Annotated in this window: 21 protein-coding genes; 11 read left to right on the top strand and 10 right to left on the bottom strand. The window is 69.4% G+C overall.

What is annotated here, in order from left to right; translation table 11 throughout:
- Positions 1-125: 125 nt before the first annotated feature.
- On the bottom strand, positions 126-431 hold the full coding sequence (locus tag WG923_RS25170; protein ID WP_340353761.1) for a c-type cytochrome: 306 nt from the start codon (positions 429-431) through the stop codon (positions 126-128).
- 102 nt (positions 432-533) lie between these two features.
- Here WG923_RS25170 and WG923_RS25165 point away from each other — a divergent pair, with 102 nt between their 5' ends.
- Complete coding sequence (locus WG923_RS25165) at positions 534-782, top strand: TIGR04438 family Trp-rich protein (RefSeq protein ID WP_340353760.1); 249 nt, start codon at positions 534-536, stop codon at positions 780-782.
- 15 nt (positions 783-797) lie between these two features.
- Here WG923_RS25165 and WG923_RS25160 read toward each other — a convergent pair whose 3' ends face one another.
- Together WG923_RS25160 and ilvD are read right to left on the bottom strand one after the other, a co-directional pair.
- Entirely contained in the window at positions 798-2,330 is a 1,533-nt protein-coding gene (locus WG923_RS25160; RefSeq protein ID WP_340353759.1) for an FAD-dependent oxidoreductase, read from the bottom strand.
- A gap of 241 nt (positions 2,331-2,571) precedes the next feature.
- Complete coding sequence (gene ilvD / locus WG923_RS25155) at positions 2,572-4,266, bottom strand: dihydroxy-acid dehydratase (RefSeq protein ID WP_340353758.1); 1,695 nt, start codon at positions 4,264-4,266, stop codon at positions 2,572-2,574.
- Between the two features lie 98 nt (positions 4,267-4,364).
- On the opposite strand from ilvD, the gene WG923_RS25150 reads away from it, so the two are divergent.
- From WG923_RS25150 to WG923_RS25110, 9 genes are all read left to right on the top strand, one after another.
- Entirely contained in the window at positions 4,365-5,270 is a 906-nt protein-coding gene (locus WG923_RS25150) for a LysR family transcriptional regulator (RefSeq protein ID WP_340353757.1), read from the top strand.
- A 180-nt stretch (positions 5,271-5,450) separates the two neighbouring features.
- Positions 5,451-6,302, top strand: a complete 852-nt coding sequence (gene lgt, locus WG923_RS25145; RefSeq protein WP_340353756.1) for a prolipoprotein diacylglyceryl transferase — start codon at positions 5,451-5,453, stop codon at positions 6,300-6,302.
- Between the two features lie 210 nt (positions 6,303-6,512).
- Positions 6,513-7,178, top strand: a complete 666-nt coding sequence (locus WG923_RS25140; protein ID WP_340353755.1) for a GntR family transcriptional regulator — start codon at positions 6,513-6,515, stop codon at positions 7,176-7,178.
- A gap of 46 nt (positions 7,179-7,224) precedes the next feature.
- Positions 7,225-8,631 carry a malonyl-CoA decarboxylase gene (locus tag WG923_RS25135; protein ID WP_340353754.1) on the top strand — a complete coding sequence of 469 codons (1,407 nt, stop codon included), beginning with the start codon at positions 7,225-7,227 and terminating at the stop codon, positions 8,629-8,631.
- A gap of 59 nt (positions 8,632-8,690) precedes the next feature.
- The gene (locus WG923_RS25130; protein ID WP_340353753.1) at positions 8,691-9,683 is read left to right on the top strand and encodes a Bug family tripartite tricarboxylate transporter substrate binding protein; all 993 of its coding nucleotides are present in this window, start codon (positions 8,691-8,693) and stop codon (positions 9,681-9,683) included.
- A 37-nt stretch (positions 9,684-9,720) separates the two neighbouring features.
- Positions 9,721-10,500, top strand: coding sequence for an enoyl-CoA hydratase/isomerase family protein (locus tag WG923_RS25125; protein WP_340353752.1), 780 nt, complete (start codon positions 9,721-9,723; stop codon positions 10,498-10,500).
- A gap of 19 nt (positions 10,501-10,519) precedes the next feature.
- A complete protein-coding gene (locus WG923_RS25120; protein ID WP_340353751.1) occupies positions 10,520-12,046 on the top strand; it encodes a malonate--CoA ligase in 1,527 nt (508 codons plus the stop codon).
- 97 nt (positions 12,047-12,143) lie between these two features.
- Complete coding sequence (cysK, locus tag WG923_RS25115; RefSeq protein ID WP_340353750.1) at positions 12,144-13,064, top strand: cysteine synthase A; 921 nt, start codon at positions 12,144-12,146, stop codon at positions 13,062-13,064.
- A gap of 124 nt (positions 13,065-13,188) precedes the next feature.
- The gene (locus tag WG923_RS25110) at positions 13,189-13,833 is read left to right on the top strand and encodes a DUF4130 domain-containing protein (protein WP_340353749.1); all 645 of its coding nucleotides are present in this window, start codon (positions 13,189-13,191) and stop codon (positions 13,831-13,833) included.
- Here WG923_RS25110 and WG923_RS25105 read toward each other — a convergent pair whose 3' ends face one another.
- On the bottom strand, positions 13,834-14,394 hold the full coding sequence (locus WG923_RS25105; RefSeq protein WP_340353748.1) for a hypothetical protein: 561 nt from the start codon (positions 14,392-14,394) through the stop codon (positions 13,834-13,836).
- A 194-nt stretch (positions 14,395-14,588) separates the two neighbouring features.
- On the opposite strand from WG923_RS25105, the gene WG923_RS25100 reads away from it, so the two are divergent.
- On the top strand, positions 14,589-15,866 hold the full coding sequence (locus tag WG923_RS25100) for an acyl-CoA dehydrogenase family protein (protein ID WP_340353763.1): 1,278 nt from the start codon (positions 14,589-14,591) through the stop codon (positions 15,864-15,866).
- A 46-nt stretch (positions 15,867-15,912) separates the two neighbouring features.
- Here the strand turns inward: WG923_RS25100 and cydB are convergent, their stop codons facing one another.
- From cydB to WG923_RS25070, 6 genes are read right to left on the bottom strand one after another with little or no spacing between them, the layout of a single operon-like run.
- A complete protein-coding gene (gene cydB / locus WG923_RS25095) occupies positions 15,913-16,926 on the bottom strand; it encodes a cytochrome d ubiquinol oxidase subunit II (protein WP_340353747.1) in 1,014 nt (337 codons plus the stop codon).
- Positions 16,923-18,323: a cytochrome ubiquinol oxidase subunit I gene (locus WG923_RS25090; protein WP_340353746.1), complete on the bottom strand. Its 1,401-nt coding sequence runs from the start codon at positions 18,321-18,323 to the stop codon at positions 16,923-16,925. Before WG923_RS25090 ends, cydB begins: the two co-directional genes overlap by 4 nt.
- Positions 18,324-18,379: 56 nt before the next feature.
- Positions 18,380-18,928, bottom strand: a complete 549-nt coding sequence (locus WG923_RS25085) for a hemerythrin domain-containing protein (protein ID WP_340353745.1) — start codon at positions 18,926-18,928, stop codon at positions 18,380-18,382.
- Entirely contained in the window at positions 18,925-19,527 is a 603-nt protein-coding gene (locus WG923_RS25080; RefSeq protein ID WP_340353744.1) for a nitroreductase family protein, read from the bottom strand. Before WG923_RS25080 ends, WG923_RS25085 begins: the two co-directional genes overlap by 4 nt.
- Positions 19,524-23,054 (bottom strand): LAGLIDADG family homing endonuclease, encoded by a 3,531-nt coding sequence (locus WG923_RS25075; RefSeq protein ID WP_340353743.1) that lies wholly within the window; start codon positions 23,052-23,054, stop codon positions 19,524-19,526. Before WG923_RS25075 ends, WG923_RS25080 begins: the two co-directional genes overlap by 4 nt.
- Positions 23,051-24,277 (bottom strand): NAD(P)H-dependent flavin oxidoreductase, encoded by a 1,227-nt coding sequence (locus tag WG923_RS25070; RefSeq protein ID WP_340353742.1) that lies wholly within the window; start codon positions 24,275-24,277, stop codon positions 23,051-23,053. Before WG923_RS25070 ends, WG923_RS25075 begins: the two co-directional genes overlap by 4 nt.
- Positions 24,278-24,412: the final 135 nt, after the last annotated feature.

The raw sequence follows: 24,412 nt of genomic DNA, 5'->3' as shown, positions 1-24,412 counted from the left end.
TTCGGCGCCTCTTCTTCACTGTGGCGCGGGGAGTGCCCCCACCCCACCCCTCCCCCGGAGGGGGAGGGAGCAAGAGCAATGAAAAAGCCCGCCGACCGGCGGGCTTTCGCATGCGCGCGGACGCTTTACTTCTGCGTCAACACCCACGCAGCCAGCTTCTTCGCTTCGGCTTCGTTGACCTGCGCGTTGGCGGGCATGGGGACGGGGCCCCAGACACCGGCGCCGCCCTTCATGATCTTGGCAGCCAGCTTGTCCACGGCGTCCTTCTGGCCGGAGTACTTGATGGCCACGTCCTTGTAGGCGGGACCCACCAGCTTCTTGTCGATCGCATGGCAGGCCATGCAGTTCTTGGCGGTTGCCAGCGCCTGGTCGGCCAGCGCCGGCACGGAGACGGCGGCCAGGGCAGCCAGCGCAAACAGGGCACGTTTCATAGAGAGTCCTCTCGCTTGAGTTACATTCCTTCAACGGTATTGTACGGATCGGCGTTGACCCCGCCGGGCGTCGAGTTTTTGGCACGAATGGAGGAGGGCGCCATGCTGTTCCTGGGGTTGGGCATCATCCTGCTGCTCATGAAGTACCTGGAGGTGGGCCCTGTGGCCGCCTGGGCCTGGTGGGTGGTGCTGGCACCCTTTGCCCTGGCCGTGGCCTGGTGGACCTGGGCCGACTGGTCCGGCTACACCAAGAAGAAGGCCGTCCAGCGCGAGGACGCGCGCAAGAAGGCGCGCATCGACAAGCAGCGCGAGCAGCTCGGGCTCGGCACCAGGAAATCCGGCCGCCGTTGATCGGGCCGGTGCCGGTCAGGCCGGCGCGGAGCCGCCACCCGCCAGGTCGGGCGTGTGCTTGCGCTTGAGCGGAGCGAGCGCCGGGCCTTCGATCACCGTCCCGTCGGGGCGGAACCGGCTGCCGTGGCAGGGGCAGTCCCAGCTCGTCTCCACGCTGTTCCAGTGCACCTTGCAGCCCACGTGCGTACAGACGGGGGAGACGGCGAACAGCTCGCCGTCGGGCGCCCGGTACGCTGCGACGGTCTCGCCCTCGGCATCGACGATCGCGCTGTCGCCCGCCTTCAGCTCCGAGAGCTTCTCGTTCTGCCGCTGCGTGAGGTAGTCCTTCACCAGCTGCGTCACCACCAGCGCATTCTCCTGCAGGATGTTCTTGCCGCCCTTGACGGGTGACAGCCGCCCCGGCTTGACGAGGTCCGCGAAGGCGGACTTGTGCCCGAGCAGCTCCGCCGCGATCAGCCGCGCGGCCACCGTGCCCCAGGTCAGTCCGTCGGTGGCGAAACCGGTGGCGATGAAGCAGTCGGAGTGGTTGCGCCCGATGTAGGGCAGGGCGTCGGCGCCGCGGTAGTTCTGCGCCGACCAGCGATGCGTGACGGGGCGATCGCCGAAGTACTTCCTGGCCAGGTTTTCCAGGGCGATCATGCCGGCCGTCGCGTTGTGGATGCCGACCTTGTGCTCCTGCCCGGCGCACACCAGGTAGTGCCGGCCGCCGGCCTGCAGCGTGCGGATCGACAGGTGCTCGGCGGCCTTCCACCAGAAGGTGCCCGGGCCGGGCGGCCCATCGGGCGCCCACTCGAAGGCGATGGCGTACTCGCGGTGCACCGGCATCTCGGTGTGCACCAGGTGCACGCCCTTGGGGGTGTGCGTCGCCATCACGATCTCCCGGGCCGTCACGCTGCCCGCGGCCGTGACCGCGCGCCTGGCCTTGTGGTCGATCTCCAGCACGCGCGAGTGTTCGTGGATGGACGCGCCGGCCTGCGCGGCGCGAGCCGCCAGCGCCACCACGTAGGCCTGGGGCTGGAACTGCGCCTGGTTGCGCAGCACCAGCACGTCGCCTTCCGCGGGCGGCAGCGGCGCGGGGATGGTGGTGCCGCGGTCCACCGCGCAGCCGGCGGCGGTGAGAGCCTCGATCTCCTTGCGGATCGCGTCGTTGTGCGCGCGGTCCGCCCATTCCACCAGGTCGCAGCGGCGAAAGCCCACGTCCGGCAGCAGGCGGCAGCGCTCCTCGATGAAGTTCACGGCGGTGCGCCGCTCGTCGGCGACCTGCCGCGCCACCTCGGCGCCCCACTTCGCGTGGATCTCGCGCAGGCCGCTGGAGAGCGTCTCGTACAGGTTGCCGGTCGAATTGCCGGTGGTGCCGGTGCCGATCGCGTCGGCCTCGAGCAGGACGACCTTGGGCGGGTTGGCCGTCTTCTGTTCGGCGAGCAGGTCCGCCAGGGTCACGCCGGTGATGCCGCCGCCGACGATCAGCACGTCGCAGGTGACGTCGCCGCTCAACATCGCATAGCCGGTGGGAGCCGCCGTGCCGCGCCAGAGGGAAAGGGTGTTCATGTCGTTCTCCCCTTCGAAACCCCCATGCTAGGCAGCGCGCTGTTCCCGTCTCGTAGGACAGGGACGACAAACTGCGGGACAGCCGGAAAACCGGACTTCCGAACTTCCGGACTTCCGAACTTCCGGACGCAGAGGACGCGAAGGGTACGCAGAGGGCGCAAAAGAGACAAAGAAAACTTTAAAAGGTTTTCTTTTGCGTCCTCTGCGTACCCTTCGCGTCCTCTGCGTCCGGCTGTCCGCTTTAGAAGTGGTCCAGCACCGCGCCCTTGCTCGCGCTCGACGCGTTGAACGCGAACTTCGCCTGCACGCCGCGCGTGTAGCGGGGCGCCGGCTGCTGCCAGCTGGCGCGGCGCCTGGCGATCTCCGCGTCGGGCACGTTCAGCTGCAGCTGCAGCTGGTGCGCGTCGATGGTGATCGAGTCGCCTTCATGGACGAAGGCGATCGTGCCGCCGGCGGCCGCTTCGGGCGCGACGTGGCCCACCACCATGCCCCAGGTGCCGCCGGAAAAACGCCCGTCGGTGATCAGGCCCACGCTCTCGCCCAGGCCGGCACCGATCAGGGCCCCGGTGGGCGCGAGCATCTCCGGCATGCCCGGGCCGCCCTTCGGGCCGAGATAGCGCAGCACCATCACGTCGCCCGCCTGGATCCTGCCGTCCAGGATCGCCTGCAGCGCCGACTGCTCGTCGTCGAAGACGCGCGCCGGCCCGGTGATCACCGGGTTCTTCAGGCCCGTGATCTTGGCGACCGCGCCCTCCGGCGACAGGTTGCCCTTCAGGATGGCCAGGTGGCCCTGCTTGTACATCGGGTTGGCGATCGTGCGAATGACGTCCTGGCCCGCCGGCGGCTCGTCCGGGATGTCGGCCAGCGTCTCGGCGATGGTCTTGCCGGTGATCGTCATGCAGTCGCCGTGCAGCAGGCCGGCGTTCAGCAGCAGCTTCATCACCTGCGGGATGCCGCCCGCCTCGTGCAGGTCCACCGCGAGGTACTTGCCCGAGGGCTTGAGGTCGCAGATCACCGGCGTCTTGCGGCGCACGCGCTCGAAGTCGTCGATGGTCCATTCCACTTCGGCGGCATGCGCGATCGCCAGGAAGTGCAGCACCGCGTTGGTGGAGCCGCCCGTGGCCATGATCACCGCCACGGCGTTCTCGATCGCCTTGCGCGTGACGATGTCGCGCGGCTTCAGGTCCTTCCTGATCGCCTCCATCAGCACCTTGGCCGATTCCTTCGCCGAGTTCTGCTTCTCGTCGTGCGGGTTGGCCATCGTGGAGGAATAGGGCAGGGACATGCCCATCGCCTCGAAGGCCGACGACATCGTGTTGGCGGTGTACATGCCGCCGCAGGAGCCGGTGCCGGGGATGGCGTGCTGCTCGATGTCCTTGAGCTCCTGGTCGCTGATCTTGCCGGCGGCGTTCTGGCCCACGGCCTCGAACACGCTGACGATGTTCAGGTCCTGGCCCTTCCACTTGCCGGGCAGGATGGTGCCGCCGTAGACGTAGATGGAAGGCACGTTGGCGCGCAGCATGCCCATCATGCCGCCCGGCATGTTCTTGTCGCAGCCGCCCACCACCAGCACGCCGTCCATCCACTGGCCCTGCACGCAGGTCTCGATGCAGTCGGCGATGACCTCGCGCGACACCAGCGAGTACTTCATGCCCTCGGTGCCCATCGCCATGCCGTCGCTGATGGTGGGCGTGCCGAAGATCTGCGGGTTGCCGCCGGCTTCCGCTATGCCCTGCACGGCGGCGTCGGCCAGCTTCTGCAGGCCGCTGTTGCACGGCGTGATGGTGCTGTGGCCGTTGGCCACGCCGACCATGGGCTTGCCGAAATCGGTCTCCTTGTAGCCCATGCCGTAGTACATGGAGCGGTTCGGGGCGCGCGACTTGCCCTGCGTGATGTTGTCGCTGCGCAGGCGCAGCTGGATGGTCTTCTGGTCCATGGCTGTGTGTCCGTCGATGCGGGGGAAGGCCCGGAGTATGCGCCGGTGCTGTGATTGCTTCCAATCCATTTTCGAGCGGCGATTAATATGTGCGGCGTATGAGTGAACCGCTGATCGAGCTGCGCCTGTGGCGCCAGTTCCTGGCCGTCGCCGAGGCGCTGCATTTCGGCCGCGCGGCGCGCAGCCTGCACATGACGCAGCCGCCGCTGACGCAGGGCATCGCCCAGCTCGAACGCCTGCTGGGCGCGCGGCTGTTCGAGCGCACCAAGCGCAGCGTGCGCCTCACGCCGGCCGGCGAGGCGCTGCTGCCGCCGGTGCGCGAGCTGCTGGCGCGGGCCCAGGGGCTGCCCGCGCAGGCCAGGGCCGCCGCCGGCGGCGAGCTGGGGCGGCTGCGCATCGGCTTCGTGTCGACCGTCGGTTTCGCGCTGCTGCCGCAATGGCTGCGCGCCTTCCGCGCCCGGCACCCGCAGGTGCAGATGGAGCTGATCGAGGCCACGGGAGACGTGCAGCTGGAGGCCTTCGCGCGCGGCGAGATCGATGCCGGCTTCGTGCTGCACTCGCCGGACTTCGCGCCGGCGGGCCTCGCGCACCTGCGCGTCGCCCGCGAGCCGCTGGTGCTGGCCGTCCCGGAGGCGCATCCGCTGGCGCGGGCCGCGCGCGTGTCGCTGCGGGCCGTGCTGGACGAGCCGCTGGTGATCTTCCCGCGCCGCATCGTGCCCTCGCTGCACGACGCGATCTTCGGCATGTACCACGCCAGCGGCCGCGAGCCGCGCATCGCGCAGGAAGCGATCCAGATGCAGACCATCGTCAACCTGGTCGCGGCCGGCCTGGGCCTGGCGTGGGTGCCCGACAGCGTGCGCCAGTTCCAGCGCAGCGGCGTCCTCTACCGGCAGCTCGCGGGCAAGCAGGGCGCGAGCGTGCCCTCCTGCGAAACGACACTGGTGTGGTCCACCATGTCGCCGGTGCTGGAGCGCTTCGTGGAGTGCGTGCGGGCGGGTGCCTGAGGCCGCTGAAGAACCCGATACCGGACGCAGAGGACGCGAAGGGTACGCAGAGGACGCAAAGGAACATCCATTTGAAAATGTCTTTTTTGCGTCCTCTGCGTACCCTTTGCGTCCTCTGCGTCCGGCTGTCCTGCCTTCGTTCGGCCACCACCCCCCTCGCGTGCGCCAAAATACCCGCCCATGCTCACCCATCCGAAGATCGATCCGGTCGCGTTGCAGATCGGCCCGCTGGCCATCCACTGGTACGGGCTGACGTACCTGCTCGCCTTCGGGCTGTTCATGCTGCTGGCCAACCAGCGCCTCAAGCACGAACCCTTCCGCTCCATCCAGGGCCCCGGCGCCTGGTCGCGCAAGGACATCGAGGACATGCTGTTCGTCGGCGTGCTGGGGGTGGTGATCGGCGGGCGCCTCGGCTACTGCCTGTTCTACAAGCCCGGGTTCTACCTGGCCAACCCGCTGCAGATCCTGTACGTGTGGCAGGGCGGCATGAGCTTCCACGGCGGCCTGATCGGCGTGATCGCCTCGCAGGTCTGGTTCGCGCACAGCCGCCACAAGCCGTTCTGGCAGCTGATGGACTTCGTCGCGCCCTGCGTGCCCCCCGGCCTGGGGGCCGGGCGCATCGGCAATTTCATCAACGGCGAGCTGTGGGGCCGACCCGCCGACCCGGCGCTGCCGTGGGCCATGATCTTCCCCCAGAGCGGCACCAACCTCCCGCGCCATCCGTCCCAGATCTACGAGCTGCTGCTCGAAGGCGTGATCCTGTTCGTGCTGCTCTGGCTCTACGCGCGCAAGCAGCGCAAGGAGGCGCAGGTGTCCGCCATGTTCCTGGTGGGCTACGGCGTCGCGCGCTTCACCGCGGAGTACTTCCGTGAGCCCGACGCGCACCTGGGCATCCTGGCCATGAAGATGAGCATGGGGCAGTGGCTTTGCATCCCCATGATCTTCGCCGGCGTGCTGATCTGGGTCTGGGCCGAAACCCGAACCGACGCCGCCGGCCACCCGCCTGCCGGCGGTCGCCCCGCGGCGCGTTGAAGCGAGGGGTGGCGGCGCACCCATGCGCCCGCCCCCGGCCGCCAGCCAGCGGAGTTCCCGCACCCTTGTCGGACGACCGCCCGCCGCGCGCGGGCGGGCCACCGTTGCGGCCCCGCCGCAAGGGTTTTTCTTTACATGGACCCGGCCCCGCCGACGCCGGCGAAGGTCCATAATTATCGGTAATTACACGAAATTATCGCGAGCCCACCCATGCGCCTGGTCCACAACTCCCTGCACGACGAAGTCGCGGGGCAGCTGCGCGAACGCATCTTCGCCGGTGAACTGGTGCCGGGCATGTTCCTCGACGAAGTGCGGCTCGCACAGGAGATGAGCATCTCGCGCACGCCGCTGCGCGAGGCGCTCAAGGTGCTCACCGCCGAAGGCCTGGTGCGGCACGAACCGCGCCGCGGCTGCTTCGTCAACGAGGTCACCGAGCAGGACCTCGACGAGATCTTCCCCGTGATCGCGCTGCTGGAGGGCCGCTGCGCCTTCGAGGCCGCCCAGCACGCCACCGACGGCGACCTCCAGGCCCTGGAGGAGCTGCACCAGAAGCTGGCCCGCCACGCCAGGGCCAGGCGGATCAACGAGTACTACGAGACCAACTTCGCGATCCACGAAACGATCATCGCCCTGGCCCGCAACCGCTGGCTGGCCGGCGTGATCGGCGACCTGCGCAAGATCGTCAAGCTCGCGCGCCTGCAGCAGCTGCACGCGCCGGGCCGCCTGGACCAGAGCCTCGCCGAGCACCTGGCCGTGTTCGCCGCCCTGAAGGCGCGCGACGCCGAGGGCGCCGAGGCCGCGATGCGCACCCACCTGCAACGCCAGCGCGGGGCGCTGCGCGAGCTGGCGCGCGCCCAGCCCCGGAGGCTGGCATGAGCGTTGCATCGCCCGGATTCACCAACATCGCAGTGAAGGCGGTCCCATGAGCCCTGTCGACTGGATCTCCCGCGGCGTGTCGCTCTGGCGGCCCGGATTCGAGCGCAAGGTGGCCGCCGGAGGCGCCGTGCGCGAGCCCAAACCTGGGGCATCTTCCCCGACCCTGGCGACGCAGGCCTGGCCGGGCGGCCGCAGCACGCGCGAGCGCCTGGGCGCCACGCTGCGCCGCGGTCAGGAGGCGCTGTCGCCGCGGGTGCTGCGCCGCACGCTGGCCGAACTGCAGGCCATCGTCGATCCGCGCGCCAGCGAGGTCGAGGGCGGCCGGCGCGCCAAGGCCTTCGCCGCCTGGTACAAGACCGCGAGCGCGGAGGAGCGGCGCGACGCCTGGCTCCTCATGAGCGAGCACTTCGGCCCGGACCCGAAGAAGATCGGGGCCGCGCGCGAACACTACGAAGCCGCGCAGGGCACGCCGGAGGAGGGCGCCGCCGAGATCCGCCTGCGCCGCGCGTTGCTCTCGCCGCGCGCGCGCCTGATGCAGCGCTTCGCCGTCTTTCCCGAAGGCATGCGCTTCCTGGTCGACCTGCGCGCCGAACTGCTGCCGCAGCTGAAGTCGGACAAGCGCCTGCTGCCGCTCGACGCCGAACTCGAAACGCTGTTCTCCACCTGGTTCGACGTCGCCTTCCTCGAGCTGCGGCGCCTGTCCTGGGATTCGCCCGCGTCGCTGATCGAGAAACTGATCAAGTACGAAGCGGTGCACGACATCCGCAGCTGGGCCGACCTGAAGAACCGCCTGGACAGCGACCGCCGCTGCTACGGCTTCTTCCATCCGAAGCTCGATGGCGATCCGCTGATCTTCGTGGAGGTCGCGCTCACCGACAGCATCTCCGACTGCATCACGCCGCTGCTGGACGAAACGGCCGCGGCGTCCGATCTCACGCGGGCCACCACCGCGATCTTCTACTCGATCAGCAACTGCCAGACGGGCCTGCGCGGCGTGAGCTTCGGCGACTCGCTGATCAAGCGCGTGGTGGAGACGCTCAAGGAGGAGTTCCCGAAGCTCAGGACCTTCTGCACGCTGTCGCCGATCCCGGGCTTGCGTTCGTGGCTCGCCAGGCAGGTCCCCGCCGAAAAGCTCGCCACGTGGGACAAGCCGCTCGAACTCGGGCCGAAGTCGCCCGAGCGCCAGGAACTCCTGTCCTGGGCCGCGCGTTACCTGGGCAAGGAACTGCAGGACGGCAAGCCGGTCGATCCCGTCGCGCGCTTCCACCTGGGCAACGGTGCGCGCGTGGAGCGCCTGAACTGGGCCGGCGATCCTTCGCCCAAGGGCGTGAAGCAATCTTTCGGCCTCATGGTCAATTACCTGTACGACGTGAGACGGCTCGACAAGCACCGCACGCTGTTGTCGCAGGGAGAAATCCCGATAGCAGGTGCCATCGAAGACCTGTATCGTTGAGGCCGCGTGCGACCCGCCGCAATGGGGGTCGCACGCAGCTTTTCACAGGAGACAACAACATGCATTCCCCACGCCTTACCCGGCGCGATGTCCTGCGCGCGGCCGCTGCCGCCAGCACCGTGGGCGCCCTGCCTTCCCTCCATGCCCAAGGCAACTGGCCCGCCAAGCCGGTGCAGATGATCGTTCCCTTCCCCGCCGGCGGAGGCACCGACGCGTTCGCGCGCCCGCTCGCTGCGCAGTTCGCGCAGCAGACGAAGCAGCAGCTCGTGATCGACAACAAGGGCGGCGCGGGCGGCACCGTCGGCGCCACGCTCGCCTCGCGCGCGGCACCGGACGGCTACAACTTCTTCATGGGCGCCGTGCACCACACGATCGCGCCCTCGATCTATCCGCGGCTCGAGTACGACCTGCAGAAGGACCTGATCCCGATCTCGCTGGTGGCGCGCGTGCCGCAGGTGGTGGTGGTGAATCCGCAGCGCATTCCCGCCCGGGACTTCAAGGAATTCCTGGCGCTGATGAAGGCCAACCCCGGCAAGTACAACTACGCCTCCGCCGGCAACGGCACCTCGCACCACCTCGCGGGCGAGCTGTTCAAGCTGCAGACGAAGACCTTCATCACGCACATCCCCTACCGCGGCGCGGGCCCCGCCCTGCAGGACCTGATCACCGGCAGCGCGGACCTGATGTTCGACGGCCTGGGCTCCTCGGCCGCGCACATCAAGGGCGGCCGCATCAAGGCCCTGATGGTGGCCGGCAACAAGCGCGTGCCGGTCTTCCCGGACGTGCCGGCCGCCTCCGAGGTGGGCCTGCCGGATTACACCGTCACCACGTGGTACGGCATCTGGGCGCCCAAGGGCACGCCCGCCGAAGCGCAGCAGCGCATGCACGAGGAAGTGCGCAAGGCCGTGCAGTCGGACACCCTCAAGGCGGTGTGGGCCGGCCAGGGCGCCGAGTTCCCGAACCTCTCGCAGCAGCAGTTCGCCGCCTTCATCGACAGCGAGGTCAAGCGCTGGGCCCAGGTGGTGAAAGCCGCCAACGTCAAGGCGGACTGATGTCGGCCCCCTCGACGCGGCTCGGCGGAGGCTGACGATGGCAGGGCAGGTGCGGCTGGCGACGCAGGGGCCCATCGCGCGCCTGACGCTGTCGCACCCCGGCAAGCTCGACGCCATGTCGCGCGCGATGTGGCGCGAGCTGCGCGAATGCTTCCTGCAGGTCCAGTCCGATGCGCAGCTGCGCTGCGTGATCGTCAGCGGCGTCAACGGCGGCTTCTGCGCCGGCGGCGACATCGCCGAATACCCGTCCTTCCGCTTCGATCCCGAAAGCCTGCGCCGCTTCCACGAGGACGAAGTGTGGGGCGGCCTGGCCGCGATGCTCGCCTGCGACGTTCCCGTCATCGCGCAGATCGAGGGCGCCTGCATGGGCGCGGGCATCGAGATCGCCTGCTGCTGCGACATCCGCATCGCCGGCACCGGTGCGCGCTTCGGCGCGCCGATCGGCCGCCTGGGCTTTCCGATGGCGCCGCGCGAGCTGCAGCTGGTGGCTGCGCGCGCCGGCGAATCCACCCTGCGCGAGATGCTGTTCGAAGGCGTGCAGCTCGATGCGCGCGAGATGAAGGCGCGCGGCTTCCTGCAGCGCGTCGTCGCCAACGAGGAGCTCGCGCTGGAAGTCGAAGCCAGCGCCCAGCGCGTCGCGCAGCTGGCGCCCCAGGCTGCGCGCATGAACAAGAAACTGCTGCGGCGGCTCGCCGCCCACGCACCGGACGCCCCGCTGCCGCAGGACGTCCTGGCGAGGGCGTACGATTACGCCACCAGCGCCGAGCACCGCGAGGGCATCTCGGCCTTCCTCGAAAAACGACCGCCCCGCTTCTGACCCCGACCGACCAAGCGAAATGGAAAACCGCAACCTGTTCGCGGCGCTGCGCGCTGCCTTCCCGCAAGACCTCGACGCCATCGCCGTGGAGACGGACTCCGGCCTGCACTACAGCTGGCGCGACATGGAGCGCGGCACCGCGATGATCGCCAACCTGCTCGCCTCGCTGGGGCTGCAGGAGGGCGCCCGCATCGCCGTGCAGGTGGAGAAGTCGGTGGAGGCCATGATGCTGTACCTGGCGACGCTGCGCGCCGGCTACGTGTTCCTGCCGTTGAACACCGCCTACCAGAAGGCGGAGATCGAATACTTCGTCGGCAACGCCGAACCCGAGGTGGTGGTGTGCACGCCGGCCAACTTCGGCTGGATCAGCAAGATCGCCTTCCAGGCCGGCACGAAGCACGTCTTCACGCTGGGCGACGAGCGCAACGGCTCGCTGCTGGAACGCGCGGCGCAGCAGTCCGACCAGCAGGCTCCGGTGCGCAAGACCGACGACGACCTGGCCGCGATCCTCTACACCAGCGGCACCACCGGCCGCAGCAAGGGCGCGATGCTCACGCACGGCAACCTGCTGTCGAACGCCGAAGTGCTGAAGGACTACTGGGGCTGGAAGGAAGGCGACGTCCTGATCCACGCGCTGCCGATCTTCCACGTGCACGGCCTGTTCGTCGCGCTGCACGGCGCGCTGCTCAATGGGAGCAAGATCCTCTGGTTCGCGAAGTTCGATCCGAGGAAGGTGATCGAGCGCTTCCGCGATGCCACCGTGTTCATGGGCGTGCCCACGCTGTACGTGCGCATGCTGGCCGAACCCACGCTGACGCAGCCGGCCTGCCGCAACATGCGCCTCTTCATCTCCGGCTCCGCGCCGCTGCTGCTGGAGACCTTCAGCGCCTGGAGGGAGCGCACCGGGCACACGATCCTGGAGCGCTACGGCATGAGCGAAACCATCATGCTCACCTCCAATCCCTACCACGAGGCCGAGGGCGAGCGCCGCGGCGGCACCGTAGGCTTCCCGCTGCCGGGCGTGAGCGTGCGCGTGCGCGACGAGCAGGGCAAGGAAGTGCCCGCCGGCGAGATCGGCGGCATCCAGGTCAAGGGGCCCAACGTGTTCAAGGGCTACTGGCGCATGCCCGAGAAGACCAAGGAGGAATTCACCGAGGACGGCTGGTTCCGCACCGGCGACGTCGGCAAGATCGACGAGCTGCGCTACGTCACCATCGTCGGCCGCAGCAAGGACCTGATCATCAGCGGCGGCTACAACGTCTACCCCGCGGAGATCGAGGGCTACATCAACGACATGCCCGGCGTGGCCGAGAGCGCCGTCGTCGGCGTGCCGCATCCGGACTTCGGCGAAGTGGGCGTCGCACTGGTGGTGCCCAAGCCCGGCGCGCAGGTGGATGGCGAGCAGGTCGTCGCCACGCTCAAGTCGCAGCTGGCCAACTTCAAGATCCCCAAGCGCTGCTTCGTGGTGGGCGAACTCCCGCGCAACACCATGGGCAAGGTGCAGAAGAACCTGCTGCGCGACGAGCACAAGACGCTGTTCGCCTAGGGCGGGATCGCGGCGGCAGGCGGCGCGATGCCGCTCGCGCACCGCTCGCTGCCGGCGATTGCGCCACAATCGCTGCTCCACGGGCAAGGAGAATCCCATGAAGGCGAACAGCATCCTCGACACCATCGGCCGCACGCCGCATATCAAGATCAACCGCCTGTTCGGCAACACGCACAGCGTGTGGGTGAAGTCCGAGCGCGCCAATCCGGGCGGCTCGATCAAGGACCGCATCGCGCTGTCGATGGTCGAAGACGCGGAGAAGAGCGGCAAGCTCAAGCCCGGCGGCACGATCATCGAGCCGACCTCGGGCAACACCGGCATCGGGCTGGCGATGGTCGCGGCGGTGAAGGGCTATCCGCTGGTGCTGGTGATGCCGGACAGCATGTCCGTGGAGCGACGGCGGCTGATGCTGGCCTATGGCGCCAGGTTCGACCTCACGCCGCGCGAGAAGGGCATGAAGGGCGCCATCGCGCGCGCGCAGGAGCTCGCGGCCCAGACGCCCGACGCGTGGATTCCGCAGCAGTTCGAGAACCCCGCCAACGTGGAGGTGCACGAGCGCACCACCGCGCGCGAGATCGCGGAGGACTTCCCCCAGGGCGTGGACTACCTGATCACCGGCGTGGGCACCGGCGGCCACATCACCGCCTGCGCCAAGGTGCTCAAGCAGAAGTGGCCCAAGCTCAAGGTCTTCGCGGTGGAGCCGGTCGCCTCGCCCGTGCTCTCCGGCGGCCAGCCCGCGCCGCACCCGATCCAGGGCATAGGCGCCGGCTTCATCCCGGCGATCATGGACACCTCTCTGCTCGACGGCGTGATCCAGGTGGACGCGGAACCGGCGCGCGAGATGGCGCGCCGCTGCGCGCGCGAAGAGGGCATCCTGGTCGGCATCTCCTCCGGCGCCTCCCTGGCCGCGGTGGCGCAGAAGCTCAAGGAGATCCCCGCGGGCGCCACCGTGCTGTGCTTCAACTACGACACCGGCGAGCGCTACCTGTCCGTCGAGGGCTTCCTGCCGGCGACCTGAGCCCGTGGTGCTTCGACGCGGCCGATGGTTCCCGCGGCCCGCGTAGAAAAATGCAACAAGTGCGCCCCGCGTGTGACCGCCGCGGCGCACAATGAGGACGCCCTTCAGGAATTGGATGTCCCTCGTGCAGGTTCAGCTGTCCCACCAGGTGGACGTCTCCAGCTTTCACAGCGAGGCGACGCGCCTGCTGGCACAGCAGGTGCCGCCCGAGACCGTGCAGTGGTGCCCGGCGCCGGCGCACGCGGTGGAAGAGGAGGACCTCGCCGTCGGGCGCGCCGCGATCCGCAATCGCGCGGCGCGGGCCATCATTCCTCAGTCCTTCATCCGGCTGAGCGAACTCGTGGTGCTGCACCGCGACCCCGGGCGCTTCGACCTGCTGTACCGGGCGCTGTGGCGGCTGGTGTACGAGCCCGACCTCAAGAACGATTTCGCCGATGCGGACCTCTCGCGCCTGCGGCAGATGGCGCAGGCGGTGCGGCGCGACATCCAGAAGATGAAGGCGCGCATCGCATTCCGGCCGCTCATGGTCCGCGGCGAGCCGGTGCAGGTCGCCTGGTACGAGCCGACGCACTACGTGTGCGAGACGGTCGGCGCCTGGCTGGCCCGGGCCGAGCCGGACAGCCACTGGGTCCTGCTCACGCCGGACCGGAGCCTGCACTGGGACGGCACCCACCTGCTGAGCGCGCCCGCGGTCGCGGGCGTGGAAGATGGCCAGGCCATGACCGACGACGAGCGTGCGCAAGCGCTGGAAGGCCTGCCCTGGCTGTGATCAGGCCGACGGGTGCGAGGGCATCCCCATCCCGCCGCTCGAGAAGCTGAAGTCGCTGCGGGTGCGCTGCCAGTCCGAGCCCGAATCCCCGATCAGCTGGCGGCAGCGCAGGAACAGGCTGTCGAGCGCGGCGTCCTGCCGGTCGCGCACGTTGTGGTAGCGCGGGTCCGCGTAGTGCGGCCGCAGCGGCGCGGCGTGCGTCATGCGCAGGATGTTCTCCTCCCACAGGTACTGCATCAGCTCGCGGTGCGTCTGCAGCAGCTGCAGCATCAGGCCGGAGAGTTCGGGGAAGTGTTCGTCCTTGATCTGCACTGCCTGCGCCAGCGCTGCGGGGATGCCGGCTTCGTCGGGGTTCTGGTGCAGCAGCGGTTCGTCGCGGTGCCAGTCGATCCAGGTGGTGTAGGCCTTCAGGGCGTCGATCAGCTGGTAGCCGGCCGCGCGGCGGCGGGCGAGCCTGCGCGCGCGGCGCCAGCGCAGCCGCCACAGCACGCCGGCCGCGGCAAGGGCCAGCACCACCAGCGCGAGGGGGTACAGGAGGTCGGAGTCGGACAGCAGGCGCACGGCATGCTCGCGGGGAACCGCTCCTTCTTGTCTGGTCGGGGGGACGCGCCGATTGTCCTCCCGCCCCGGGGCACCCCGTGTCAGGTGCGCCAGGCGGCGGCGGCAAAACGATGGCCGGCGCTTGATGCAAATCAGTATGCATGAGGACGCGCGCCACCAAGATGGGGCGGTCACCATCCTCCCTGCTGGCCACGATGGATTTCGAGCCCTCGCCGCGCGCCCGCGAATGGCTCGCGCGGCTGGAGACCTTCCTCGACCGCTTCCTGCTGCCGTACAACGCCGCCTGGCACGCTGCCGCGTCGCGCGGGCAGCAGCCCGAGTTCGTGGCCGACCTGCGCGCTCTGGCGCGCGAGGAGGGCCTGTGGAACCTGTGCCTGCCCGCACTGCCGGCGGATGCGCCCGGCACGGCCCTGCCGCACCTCGATTACGCGCCGCTCGCCGAAGCGATGGGGCGCCTTCCCTGGGCGGCGGAGGTCTTCAACTGCAATGCGCCGGACAGCGGCAACATGGAACTGCTGCTGCAGCACGCGAGCCCGGCGCAGCGCGCGCGCTGGCTGCAGCCAATGCTCGCCGGCGAGATCCGGTCCGCCTTCGCGATGTCGGAGCCCGACGTCGCCTCCTCCGACCCGACCAACCTGCAGACGGAGGTGCGGCGCGAGGGGCAGGAGCTGGTCGTGAGCGGCCGCAAGTGGTTCGTCACCGGCGTGGCGCACCCGGACTGCAAGCTGCTGATCGTCGTCTGCCGCAATGCCGACGCGGCCGAGGGCGAGCGCCACCGCGCGCATTCGCTGGTGCTGATGCCGGCGGACACGCCCGGCGTGGAGGTCGTGCGCAACATCCCGATCCTGCAGCATGCCGCCTCGGAAGGGCATTGCGAGATCGTGTTCCGCCAGGTGCGCGTGCCCGAGGCCAACCTGCTCGGCGCGTGGGGCGAGGGTTTCGCGCTGGCGCAGGCTCGCCTGGGGCCGGGGCGCGTGCACCACTGCATGCGCACCATCGGCCAGTGCGAGCTGGCGTTGGCCCTGGCCTGCGACCGCGCGCTGGAGCGGCGCGCGTTCGGCAAGCCGGTGGCGCAGCAGGCCAACGTGCAGGAGTGGCTGGCCGATTCGCGCATCGAGATCGACATGGCGCGCCTGCTGGTGCTGCGCACGGCGTGGGCGCTGGACCAGCCGCAGCCGCCGCCCGACCTGCGCGAGCAGATCGCGGCGATCAAGGTGGCCGCCGCGCGGCTGCAGATGCGCGTGGTGGACCGCGCGATCCAGGTGTTCGGCGCGATGGGGCTGTCGCCGGACACGCCGCTCGCGTGGCTGTTCACGTGGGGGCGCGCGCTGCGCATCATGGACGGGCCCGACGAGGTGCACCTGCGCACCATCGCGCGCGGCGAGCTGCGGCGGGCGGGCGACCAGCGGGGGAAGTGGGCGGACTACTTCACCACGCCGGAGCAACTGGTGGCGCCGGTGCGCATCCGGTAGGCTGGAGGTGAGCGCCGCAGGCGCGAACCCCAGCGCTTCGCAGCGACTAGTGGTAGCCCTCCCCGGGCTTGAGCTTGCCGCGGAACAACCAGAACACCAGCACCGTGTACGCCAGGATCATCGGGATCAGGATCGCCGCCCCGATCAGGTAGAACATCTGCGAGCCCGGATACGCCGCCGCTTCCCAGATCGTCAGCGACGGCGGGACGATGTAGGGGATGCTGGAGATCACCAGCCCGAAGAACGCCAGCAGGAAGATCCCCACCGCCATCACGAACGGCAGGATGGCCTGCCCGCGGCGGATGCCGCGCCAGCACAGCCAGGCGAACAGCAGCGTCGCCACCGGCACCTGCGCCAGGAAGAAGATGTTGGGCACGCCGAACCAGCGCTCGGCGATGCGCGGCGACATGAGCGGCGTCCAGATGCTCACGGCGACGATGAACGCGAGCAGCGCGGCCAGCAGCGGCACGCCGAGCTTGCGCGCGCGCTCCTCCACCGGCCCGCTGGTCTTGAGCATCAGCCAGGTCGCGCCCAGGAGCGTGTAGCCCGTCACCACCGCCAGCCCGCACATCACGCTGAAGGGCGACAGCCACGACAGCGCCTGCCCCGTGAACTCGCCGTTGCGCACCGGGATGCCCTGCACCACGCCGCCCAGCACCAGCCCCTGCGCGAAGGCGCCGAGCGTGGAGCCGACGGCGAAGGACCAGTCCCAGGCCCGGTGGCGCGGCTTGGCCACCCAGCGGAACTCGAAGGCCACGCCCCGGAAGATCAGCGCCAGCAGCAGCACCATCACCGGGATGTACATCGCCGGCAGGATGATCGCGAAGGCCTTGGGAAAGGCCGCCCACAGCGTGACGCCGCCGAGCACCAGCCAGGTCTCGTTGCCGTCCCAGAAGGGCGCCACCGAGTTCATGATCAGGTCGCGGTCGTCCTCGCCCGGATAGAAGAAGAACAGCATGCCGATGCCCAGGTCGAAGCCGTCGAGCACGACGTAGAGCACCACCGACATCCCGAGCAGCAGCGCCAGGATGACGGGCAGGACGTCGGCCACGCCGTTCATGAAGGCACCGCCTCGCCGCCGTCCGGCCTGGCCCCGGCCAGCGGCCGGTTGGGCAGCGTTTCCGGCCCCGGCCCCTGGGCTTCGGGCCCCTTGCCGATCATGCGGTTGATGTACCAGATGCCGATCGAGAAGACCACGAAGTACACCAGCACGAACAGCGCCAGCGAGATGAACACCTCCACCGCACCGACGGGGGAGGAGGCATCGGCGGTGCGCAGGATGCCGTGGACGATCCAGGGCTGGCGCCCCACCTCCGTCACGACCCAGCCCGCCAGCAGTGCCGCGAAGCCCACCGGCCAGCAGATGCGCAGCAGCCGCAGGAACCAGCGCTGGCCCTCGATCCGCCCGCGCCACAGCAGCCACATGCCGAACCAGCCGACCGCGATCATGAACAGGCCCAGCCCGACCATCACACGGAAGGCGAAGAACACCGGCGCCACCGGTGGCCGCTGGTCGCGCGGGAACTCGCGCAGGCCCTTGAAGCGCCCGTTCCACTCGTGGGTGAGGATCAGGCTGCCCAGGTGCGGCACGGCGATCTCGAAGCGGTTGCGTTCGCCCTGCATGTCGGGCCAGGCGAACAGCACCAGGTCCGCGGGGCCCGTGTCCTCCCAGTGCGCCTCGATCGCCGCCACCTTGGCCGGCTGGTGCTCCAGCGTGTTCAGGCCGTGCAGGTCGCCGACCAGTGCCTGCAGCGGCGCCAGCAGCGCCAGCATGCCCAGCCCCATGCGCAGCATCGTCATCGCCTCGCGCGGGTAGCGGCCGGCGAACAGGTAGCGCGCGCCGGTCGCCGCCACGACCATCGAGACCGTGATGTAGGTGGCGACCATCATGTGCACGAAGCGGTACGGGAAGCTCGGGTTGAAGATCACGTGCAGCCAGCTCACGGGATACGTGATGCCATCGCGCAGCTCGAAGCCCGCGGGCGTGTGCATCCAGCTGTTGGCGGCCAGGATCCAGAAGCCGGAGAGCGCGGTGCCCAGCGCCACGAACACCGACGCCATCGTGTGCAGCCACGGCGGGAAGCGGTTCCAGCCGAACAGCATCACGCCCAGGAAGCTCGCTTCGAGGAAGAAGGCCGTCAGCACTTCATAGGCGAACAGCGGTGCCAGGGTGTTGCCCACCACCTGGCCGAAGCGGCTCCAGTTGGTGCCGAGCTGGTACTCCATGACGATGCCGGAGACCACGCCCATGGCGAAGGACACGGCGAAGATCTTGGTCCAGAAGCGCGCCAGCGTGTGGAAGTGCGGCTGGCCCGTCTTCAGCCAGATCACTTCGAGCGTCGCGATATAGGCCGACAGCCCGATCGAGAACGCCGGGAAGACGATGTGGAAGCCGATGGTGAAGGCGAACTGGATCCGGGACAGCAGGACCGTTTCGATGCCGAACACTGTTTCCATGGGACCCCGTTCGCGAAGGCTGGGGCAGTGTAGCGGCGGGGCAGGAATCCGTGGGGCTATCCCGCCCCGCGGCGGTGCATCATGTCCTTGCTCATCGCCGTGCGCGCGGGCTCGTCCAGCAGGGCCTGCGCGGCGGGGTAGGCGATCTCTTCCTCCGCGCGGATGTGGTCGTCGTAGCCGCCGGCGAAGGCGTCCAGGCACGCTTCGTCCCCGGCCGACAGGTGCTGCACCTGCGCTTGCGCTATCAGCACCAGCACTTCGCGCGCGGCCTGCCAGCGCGATTCCATCTGCAGGTGGTCCTGCTGCAGGCGCTGCACGACCGGCACGATGCGCGCATCGCCCTGGGCGAGCAGCGGCGGGAACACGTGCAGTTCCTCGTCCAGGTGGTGCTGCGGCGCCGCCTGGTCGAAGTAGCGCATCACGTCGCGCGCCGCCTGCTGTGCCTGCACGTCGGCGCCGTGCTCGCGCAGGTGGGCGCGCAGGCGCGCGAGCAGCGTGAGCATGCGGTGCACGCGCTCGTGGCAGGCCTCCAGCATCTCGAACGGCTGCTCGAAACCGGCCGCCGGCGTGGGCGTGAGCGAGCGCAGGGAGATCGGCTGCGTCATGCCTTCAGCTCGCTGACGTAGCGCTCCGGCGTGGCGCGCACGCGGTTGCGGCGGGGGCCCTCGATGGTGCCGACGCTGATGAAGCACAGGGCTTCCTCGTCGGCCCCGATGGCGAAGAGTTCGCGGAACACGCGCGAGTCCAGCGCCTTGCCGCTGGTGAGCGCCGAGCCGAAGCCCAGCGCCGTGGCCATGAGCAGCATGTTCTGGATCGCGCAGCCTGCCGAGACCAGCCGCTGGTTGGGCGGGATCTCCGCATCCTCGTCGCGCAGGCGCGCGACGGCCAGCAGCAGCAGCGGCGAGCGGAACGCCTTTTCGCGCGCCTTGGCGAACTGCTCGGGCGTGGCATCGCGGTCGCGCTCGCGCAGCGCCGCCTCGAAAGCCTGCGCCAGCGCGGGCCGGGCGCCGGCGGGAATGATCACGAAGCGCCAGGGCACCAGGTCATGGTGGTCCGGCGCGGCGGAGGCGGCCAGCAGGATGGAGCGCAACTGCTCGGCATCCGGCCCGGGCTCGGCCAGGCCGGCCGGCAGCACCGTGCGCCGGCCGTGGATGAGCGCCGCGGTCCATTCGCCCGCCAGCGCCGCATCCGGCGTGGAGCTCACCCGCACGCTCCCACGTGGCCGCAGGAGGTGCAGAAGTCGCAGCCGTCCTTGCGGATCATGGCGTGCGCGCCGCACTCGGGGCACTTGGCGCCGGCCATGGTGGAGGGCGCGGCCGAGATCACCGGCGGGGCCGGCGGCGTGGCCAGCGCAGCCACCGGCTCGCCGTTGCGGCGGGCGATGATGTTCTGCACCGCGTAGGCGATCGCCGCCACTTCGGAGTCGTGCCACATCGGCACCGAGGTGCCGTCCGCCTTCGCGTAGGTGCCCAGGCGCACCGGGCCGCGGTCCCACGCCACCTTGCGCATGTCGGTGAGCGCGCGGTCCAGGAAGCCCCCGCGCGCCGCCAGCGACAGCAGGCGGAAGCTGGAGGTGATCCACTGCTGCGACTCGCCGCTCTGGCCCACGGGCATGAAGAACTCGATCGCGCGCTCGCGGCCGTCTTCCAGCGGCAGGAAGGACACGACGATGTAGAGCGTCTGCCGGCCCTGCTGCGTCCAGTATTCGACCTTCTCCGCCACGGCGGAGAGCTGGCCGTTGGGCCGCCGCGCGATCACGGCGCGCATCGGGTCCGCCTTGGCGATGGTGGCCTGCTCCTGCTCCGCCTTCTTCTCCGGCGTGGTCGAGAGCACCGAGCCCAGGATGTCGTTCGGCCGGTAGGTGGCCAGGCCCTTGAGGCCGGCGCGCCAGGCTTCCAGGTACAGGCCCTGGAAATCCTCGTAGGGGTATTCCGCCGGCACGTTGACCGTCTTGGAGATCGCCGTGTCGACGAAGGGCTGCACCGCCTCCATCATCGCCAGGTGGTCGGCCGCCGGCATTTCCAGGGCGGAGACGAAGTAGGGCGGCAGGTGCGTGGTGTCGCCGCCCAGCGAGCGGAACACGCGCCAGGCGTGGTCTTCCACCGTGTATTCGGTGGTGCGGCCGTCGCCCTCGCGCTTCTTGCGGTGGTAGGTCCACGAGAAGGGCGGCTCGATGCCGTTGGAGGCGTTGTCGGCGAACGCGAGGCTCACGGTGCCGGTGGGCGCGATCGACAGCAGGTGGCTGTTGCGGATGCCGTGCTTGCGGATCTCGGCCTTCAGCGGCTCGTCGAGGCGGCTGGCGAAGGTGCCGGCCTCGAGGTAGGGCTCGGCCTCGAACAGGGGGAACGGGCCCTTCTCCCTGGCCAGTTCCACCGAGGCCGCATAGGCGGCGTCACGCATGGCACGGCCGATGCGCGCGGCCATGTCGCGGCCTTCGGGGGCGTCATAGCGCAGGCGCAGCATGGCCAGGGCGTTGCCCAGGCCGGTGAAGCCGACGCCGATGCGGCGCTTGGCCTGCGCTTCGGCGCGCTGCTGCTCGAGCGGCCAGAAGGTCAGGTCCAGCACGTTGTCGAGCGCGCGCACCTGCGTGGCCACGGCCTTGGTGAAGCCCTGGAAGTCGAAGCTCGGCGACCCGCCGAAGCCGAAGGCATGGCGCACGAACTTCGTCAGGATGATCGGGCCGAGGTCGCAGCAGCCGTAGGCGGGAAGAGGCTGCTCACCGCATTGCCCCGTCACCAGGCCGTTGAAGATCACCGAGTTGTGATCAGGCTGCGTCGTGTCGAACACCGGCTCTTCGCCGGCCGCCTCGATCGAGGCAATCCGGGATGTGAAGCGCTGCGACTTGAGCAGCGCCTTGCCCTCGAGCCATGCCGCGTACTTCCCGTTCTTGGCGGGCAGCAGGAAGCCCACCTCGCTCATGAAGCGCTCGCGCGACTCCCCGTCGATGATCAGTTCGTAGTTCTCCGTGCAGTGGTAGCTGCGCTGGCCGCCACGACCGTCCGGCAAGATGCGCTCGCCGGCTTCGCGCCTCCTGCGGATACGGCAGAAGACGCCGAAGTTGGACAGGAGCAACTGCACGTCCTTGAGCAGACCCTCGTGGCTCGAGGCCAGGCGCACCGAGCAGCTCTGGCTCGCCGGGGAGACGTTGACCGTACCGTCCGTCTGGAACAGGCCAAGAAGATAGCCCCGCACGCAGGCCTCGCTGCCGCGCCAGACGACCTCCGGGACCTTCAGCTTGGTCTGCCGGGTGAACCCGTACTGGGCGAGCACACGCGCGAGCAGCACCGACCGGATGAAGACGCGGTTGCGCTGCGGCACCTCGACCGGCAGCGCCTGGTAGCTGCGACCCGTCGTCGAGGCAATCAGGGAATTGACGAAGCTGCCGACATGGTCGGCAAGCACCCGTTCCTCGCCCCAGAGGTCGACGACCGCCGCCTCGTTGCCCTTGCCACGGTTGGTGAAATGCCCGTCGCCCGTCATCAGGCCCAGCAGGAGGCCCAGGTCCTGGCTGCCCTCCTTGCCGAACTGGCCCTTGCCGGACTGGATCAGCAGTTCGTCGCCGACCACGAGGTCGCGCAGCTTGATCTTTCCGCGACCCGTGTAGAAATCGTGCCACTCCGTGGCCCTGATTTCGTAGCCGTCCTCCGTGCGCACGCGGAACACCGGGGCCCGTCCGGCGGTCTTGAAGGCCGGCTTCGCGCTACGGGTGACGACGCCGTGGGCGTCCGCTCCCAGCGTGCGCTGGTCGACGGTCGCTTCGAGCGCCACGCCACTGGCGTACAGCTCGCCGATCGGGATCAGGCCGAACTGCGTGGCCAGCCGCGTGTCGGCGGTCACGCAGGGGTTCGTCGCGGAAATCTTCTCCGCGTACCGCAGGTTGTTCTCGCGGTTGATGGTGTCGACGAACAGGATGCCCGGCTCGGCGAAGTCGTAGGCTGAGCGCATGACCGTGTCCCACAGCTGCTGCGCGGGCACGCTCTTGTAGACCCACAGGCCGTCGGAGCGCAGGTGCGCGCCCGCGGCGACCAGGCCGGCGCCCGGCCTGGCCTTGTGCACCAGCGGCCAGTCGCCGCCGGCCTGCAGCGTGCGGATGAATTCGTCGGTGACGGCCACCGAGACGTTGAAGTTGTTCCAGCGGCCCGGGGTGCGCTTGGCGGTGATGAACTCCAGCACGTCCGGATGGTCGATGCGCATCACGCCCATCTGCGCGCCGCGCCGCGCGCCCGCGCTTTCCACCGTGGAGCACGAGTGGTCGAACACGTCCATGTAGCTGCAGGGGCCGGAGGCGAGCGAGCCGGTGCCCTTGACCTCGGCACCGCGCGGGCGGATGCGCGAGAAGTCGTAGCCCACGCCGCCGCCGCGGCGCATCGTCTCCGCCGCTTCGCGCAGCGCTTCGTAGATGCCGGGGTTGCCTTCGTCGTCCACGCCCTGGATGGCGTCGCCCACGGGCTGCACGAAGCAGTTGATCAGGGTGGCCTGCAGGTCGGTGCCGGCGGCGCTCATGATGCGGCCGGCGCCGATCGCACCGGCCTGCATGTTCTCGAAGAAGCGCTGCTCCCATTGCGCGCGCAGGGGCTCGGCCTCGACGCTGGCCAGCGCCTTCGCCACGCGCTTGAGCAGGTCGGTTTCGCTGGTTTCGCCTTCTTTCAGGTACTTCTCCCGCACCACATCGACGCTGATGGGTTGCGGGGGCAATGCGGGGACTTCGTAGGGTGCGGGATCGCGCTTCATGCTTCCTGGAGTTCGGCGTTGTTCACGGCGAGGGTGGTGGGAGGGACCAGGTTGCCGACCAGGTGGTTCAGCAGGTCCTGGACCGGGCGGATCTGCGTGCCGAAGGGCAGCTTGCCCGCGCCCCGGAAGAATAGCCCTTTGCGAACGTCCCCGGCGAGCGCGTAGCCAAGCACCTTGTCGATGCAGAACTGGCCCCAGTTGGCATTGCCGTCGCGCAGGCCGCACTGGGCCAGGCAGTCGAACCACATCGTGCAGTGGGGCTTCTGGTGCGCGGCCTTCTGCATGCGTTCCTGGATGCGCAGGTACTTGTCGAGCCAGGGCGTGCGCACGGCGCGCGCGGGCAGGCCGGCCACGCTGGTGAACTCGACCAGGTCCTCGGGCTTCGCGCCGGCCAGCACCTGCTTGAAGGCCAGGCTGGCATCGCTTTCGCAGGTGACGGCAAAGGCGGTGCCGAGTTGCACCGCGGCGGCGCCCAGGCCCTGCAGGCGCTTGATGTCCTCGCGGCAGGAGATGCCGCCGGCGGCGATGAGGGGAATCTCCTTCTCGTAGCCGCTCTTCCTGAAGAATTCGCGGACTTCGGGCAGCACCACGTCGAATTCGAAGCGCCCGTCCTTCAGGTCGCTCACCCGGGCGGCGCCCAGGTGGCCGCCGGCCAGGCGCGGATGCTCGATCACGATCGCGTCCGGCAGGCGCCCCTTCTTCTCCCACTTGCGCACCAGCAGCTGCACGCCGCGGGCGTCCGACAGGATGGGGACCAGCGTCGCCTTGGGGAAGTCCTTGGCCAGGTCCGGCAGGTCCAGCGGCAGGCCCGCGCCCACCACCAGGGCGTCGGCGCCGCTTTCCAGCGCCTGCCGCACATAGGTTTCGTACTGGTCCAGCGCCCGCATCACGTTCACGGCGATCAGGCCGCGCCCGCGCGCGAGTTCGCGCGCGCGCTTGATTTCGCGGTGCAGGCCTTCCTTGTTGGCCGCATCGATCTGCGCCTTGGCTTCGGGGCCGGTGAGTTCGCCGGTCGCTTCCATCAGGTCGGGGTGCAGGCGGCGCAGGTCGACGGAGGAGATGGTGCCGACGGCATCGAACGATGCGACCGTGCCGGCGAGCTGCCCCGCCGAGATGCCGACGCCCATACCGCCCTGGACGACCGGCAGCAGCGGGCGGCCCCGGAAGGTCCAGAGATTCAGGCCGGCGGCGCGGGCCAGTTCAGTCGCAGAGGATTTGTCCATGTGTTCCACGTGTTTTCCGGTGAAAACCGGTACGGGAGCGGAGGCTACAGGGGTGAGCAGCCGCTCACATTGTGTTTTGTCAATTGGGGCCGATTCCGGGCGCGCTGGCTGGCAGCGGCAGGAAAACCGGACAGC

The organism is Ramlibacter sp. AN1133, from assembly GCF_037890035.1.
Taxonomy (GTDB): Bacteria; Pseudomonadota; Gammaproteobacteria; order Burkholderiales; family Burkholderiaceae_C; genus Ramlibacter.
This window is presented reverse-complemented; position numbering and strand designations above follow the sequence as displayed.

Bases quoted from the DNA above. Each gene is read 5' to 3' on its own strand.
- WG923_RS25170 (WP_340353761.1), bottom strand. From the start codon at position 431: ATGAAACGTGCCCTGTTTGCGCTGGCTGCCCTGGCCGCCGTCTCCGTG.
- WG923_RS25165 (WP_340353760.1), top strand. From the start codon at position 534: ATGCTGTTCCTGGGGTTGGGCATCATCCTGCTGCTCATGAAGTACCTG.
- WG923_RS25160 (WP_340353759.1), bottom strand. From the start codon at position 2,330: ATGAACACCCTTTCCCTCTGGCGCGGCACGGCGGCTCCCACCGGCTAT.
- ilvD (WP_340353758.1), bottom strand. From the start codon at position 4,266: ATGGACCAGAAGACCATCCAGCTGCGCCTGCGCAGCGACAACATCACG.
- WG923_RS25150 (WP_340353757.1), top strand. From the start codon at position 4,365: ATGAGTGAACCGCTGATCGAGCTGCGCCTGTGGCGCCAGTTCCTGGCC.
- lgt (WP_340353756.1), top strand. From the start codon at position 5,451: ATGCTCACCCATCCGAAGATCGATCCGGTCGCGTTGCAGATCGGCCCG.
- WG923_RS25140 (WP_340353755.1), top strand. From the start codon at position 6,513: ATGCGCCTGGTCCACAACTCCCTGCACGACGAAGTCGCGGGGCAGCTG.
- WG923_RS25135 (WP_340353754.1), top strand. From the start codon at position 7,225: ATGAGCCCTGTCGACTGGATCTCCCGCGGCGTGTCGCTCTGGCGGCCC.
- WG923_RS25130 (WP_340353753.1), top strand. From the start codon at position 8,691: ATGCATTCCCCACGCCTTACCCGGCGCGATGTCCTGCGCGCGGCCGCT.
- WG923_RS25125 (WP_340353752.1), top strand. From the start codon at position 9,721: ATGGCAGGGCAGGTGCGGCTGGCGACGCAGGGGCCCATCGCGCGCCTG.
- WG923_RS25120 (WP_340353751.1), top strand. From the start codon at position 10,520: ATGGAAAACCGCAACCTGTTCGCGGCGCTGCGCGCTGCCTTCCCGCAA.
- cysK (WP_340353750.1), top strand. From the start codon at position 12,144: ATGAAGGCGAACAGCATCCTCGACACCATCGGCCGCACGCCGCATATC.
- WG923_RS25100 (WP_340353763.1), top strand. From the start codon at position 14,589: ATGGATTTCGAGCCCTCGCCGCGCGCCCGCGAATGGCTCGCGCGGCTG.
- cydB (WP_340353747.1), bottom strand. From the start codon at position 16,926: ATGAACGGCGTGGCCGACGTCCTGCCCGTCATCCTGGCGCTGCTGCTC.
- WG923_RS25090 (WP_340353746.1), bottom strand. From the start codon at position 18,323: ATGGAAACAGTGTTCGGCATCGAAACGGTCCTGCTGTCCCGGATCCAG.
- WG923_RS25085 (WP_340353745.1), bottom strand. From the start codon at position 18,928: ATGACGCAGCCGATCTCCCTGCGCTCGCTCACGCCCACGCCGGCGGCC.
- WG923_RS25075 (WP_340353743.1), bottom strand. From the start codon at position 23,054: ATGAAGCGCGATCCCGCACCCTACGAAGTCCCCGCATTGCCCCCGCAA.
- WG923_RS25070 (WP_340353742.1), bottom strand. From the start codon at position 24,277: ATGGACAAATCCTCTGCGACTGAACTGGCCCGCGCCGCCGGCCTGAAT.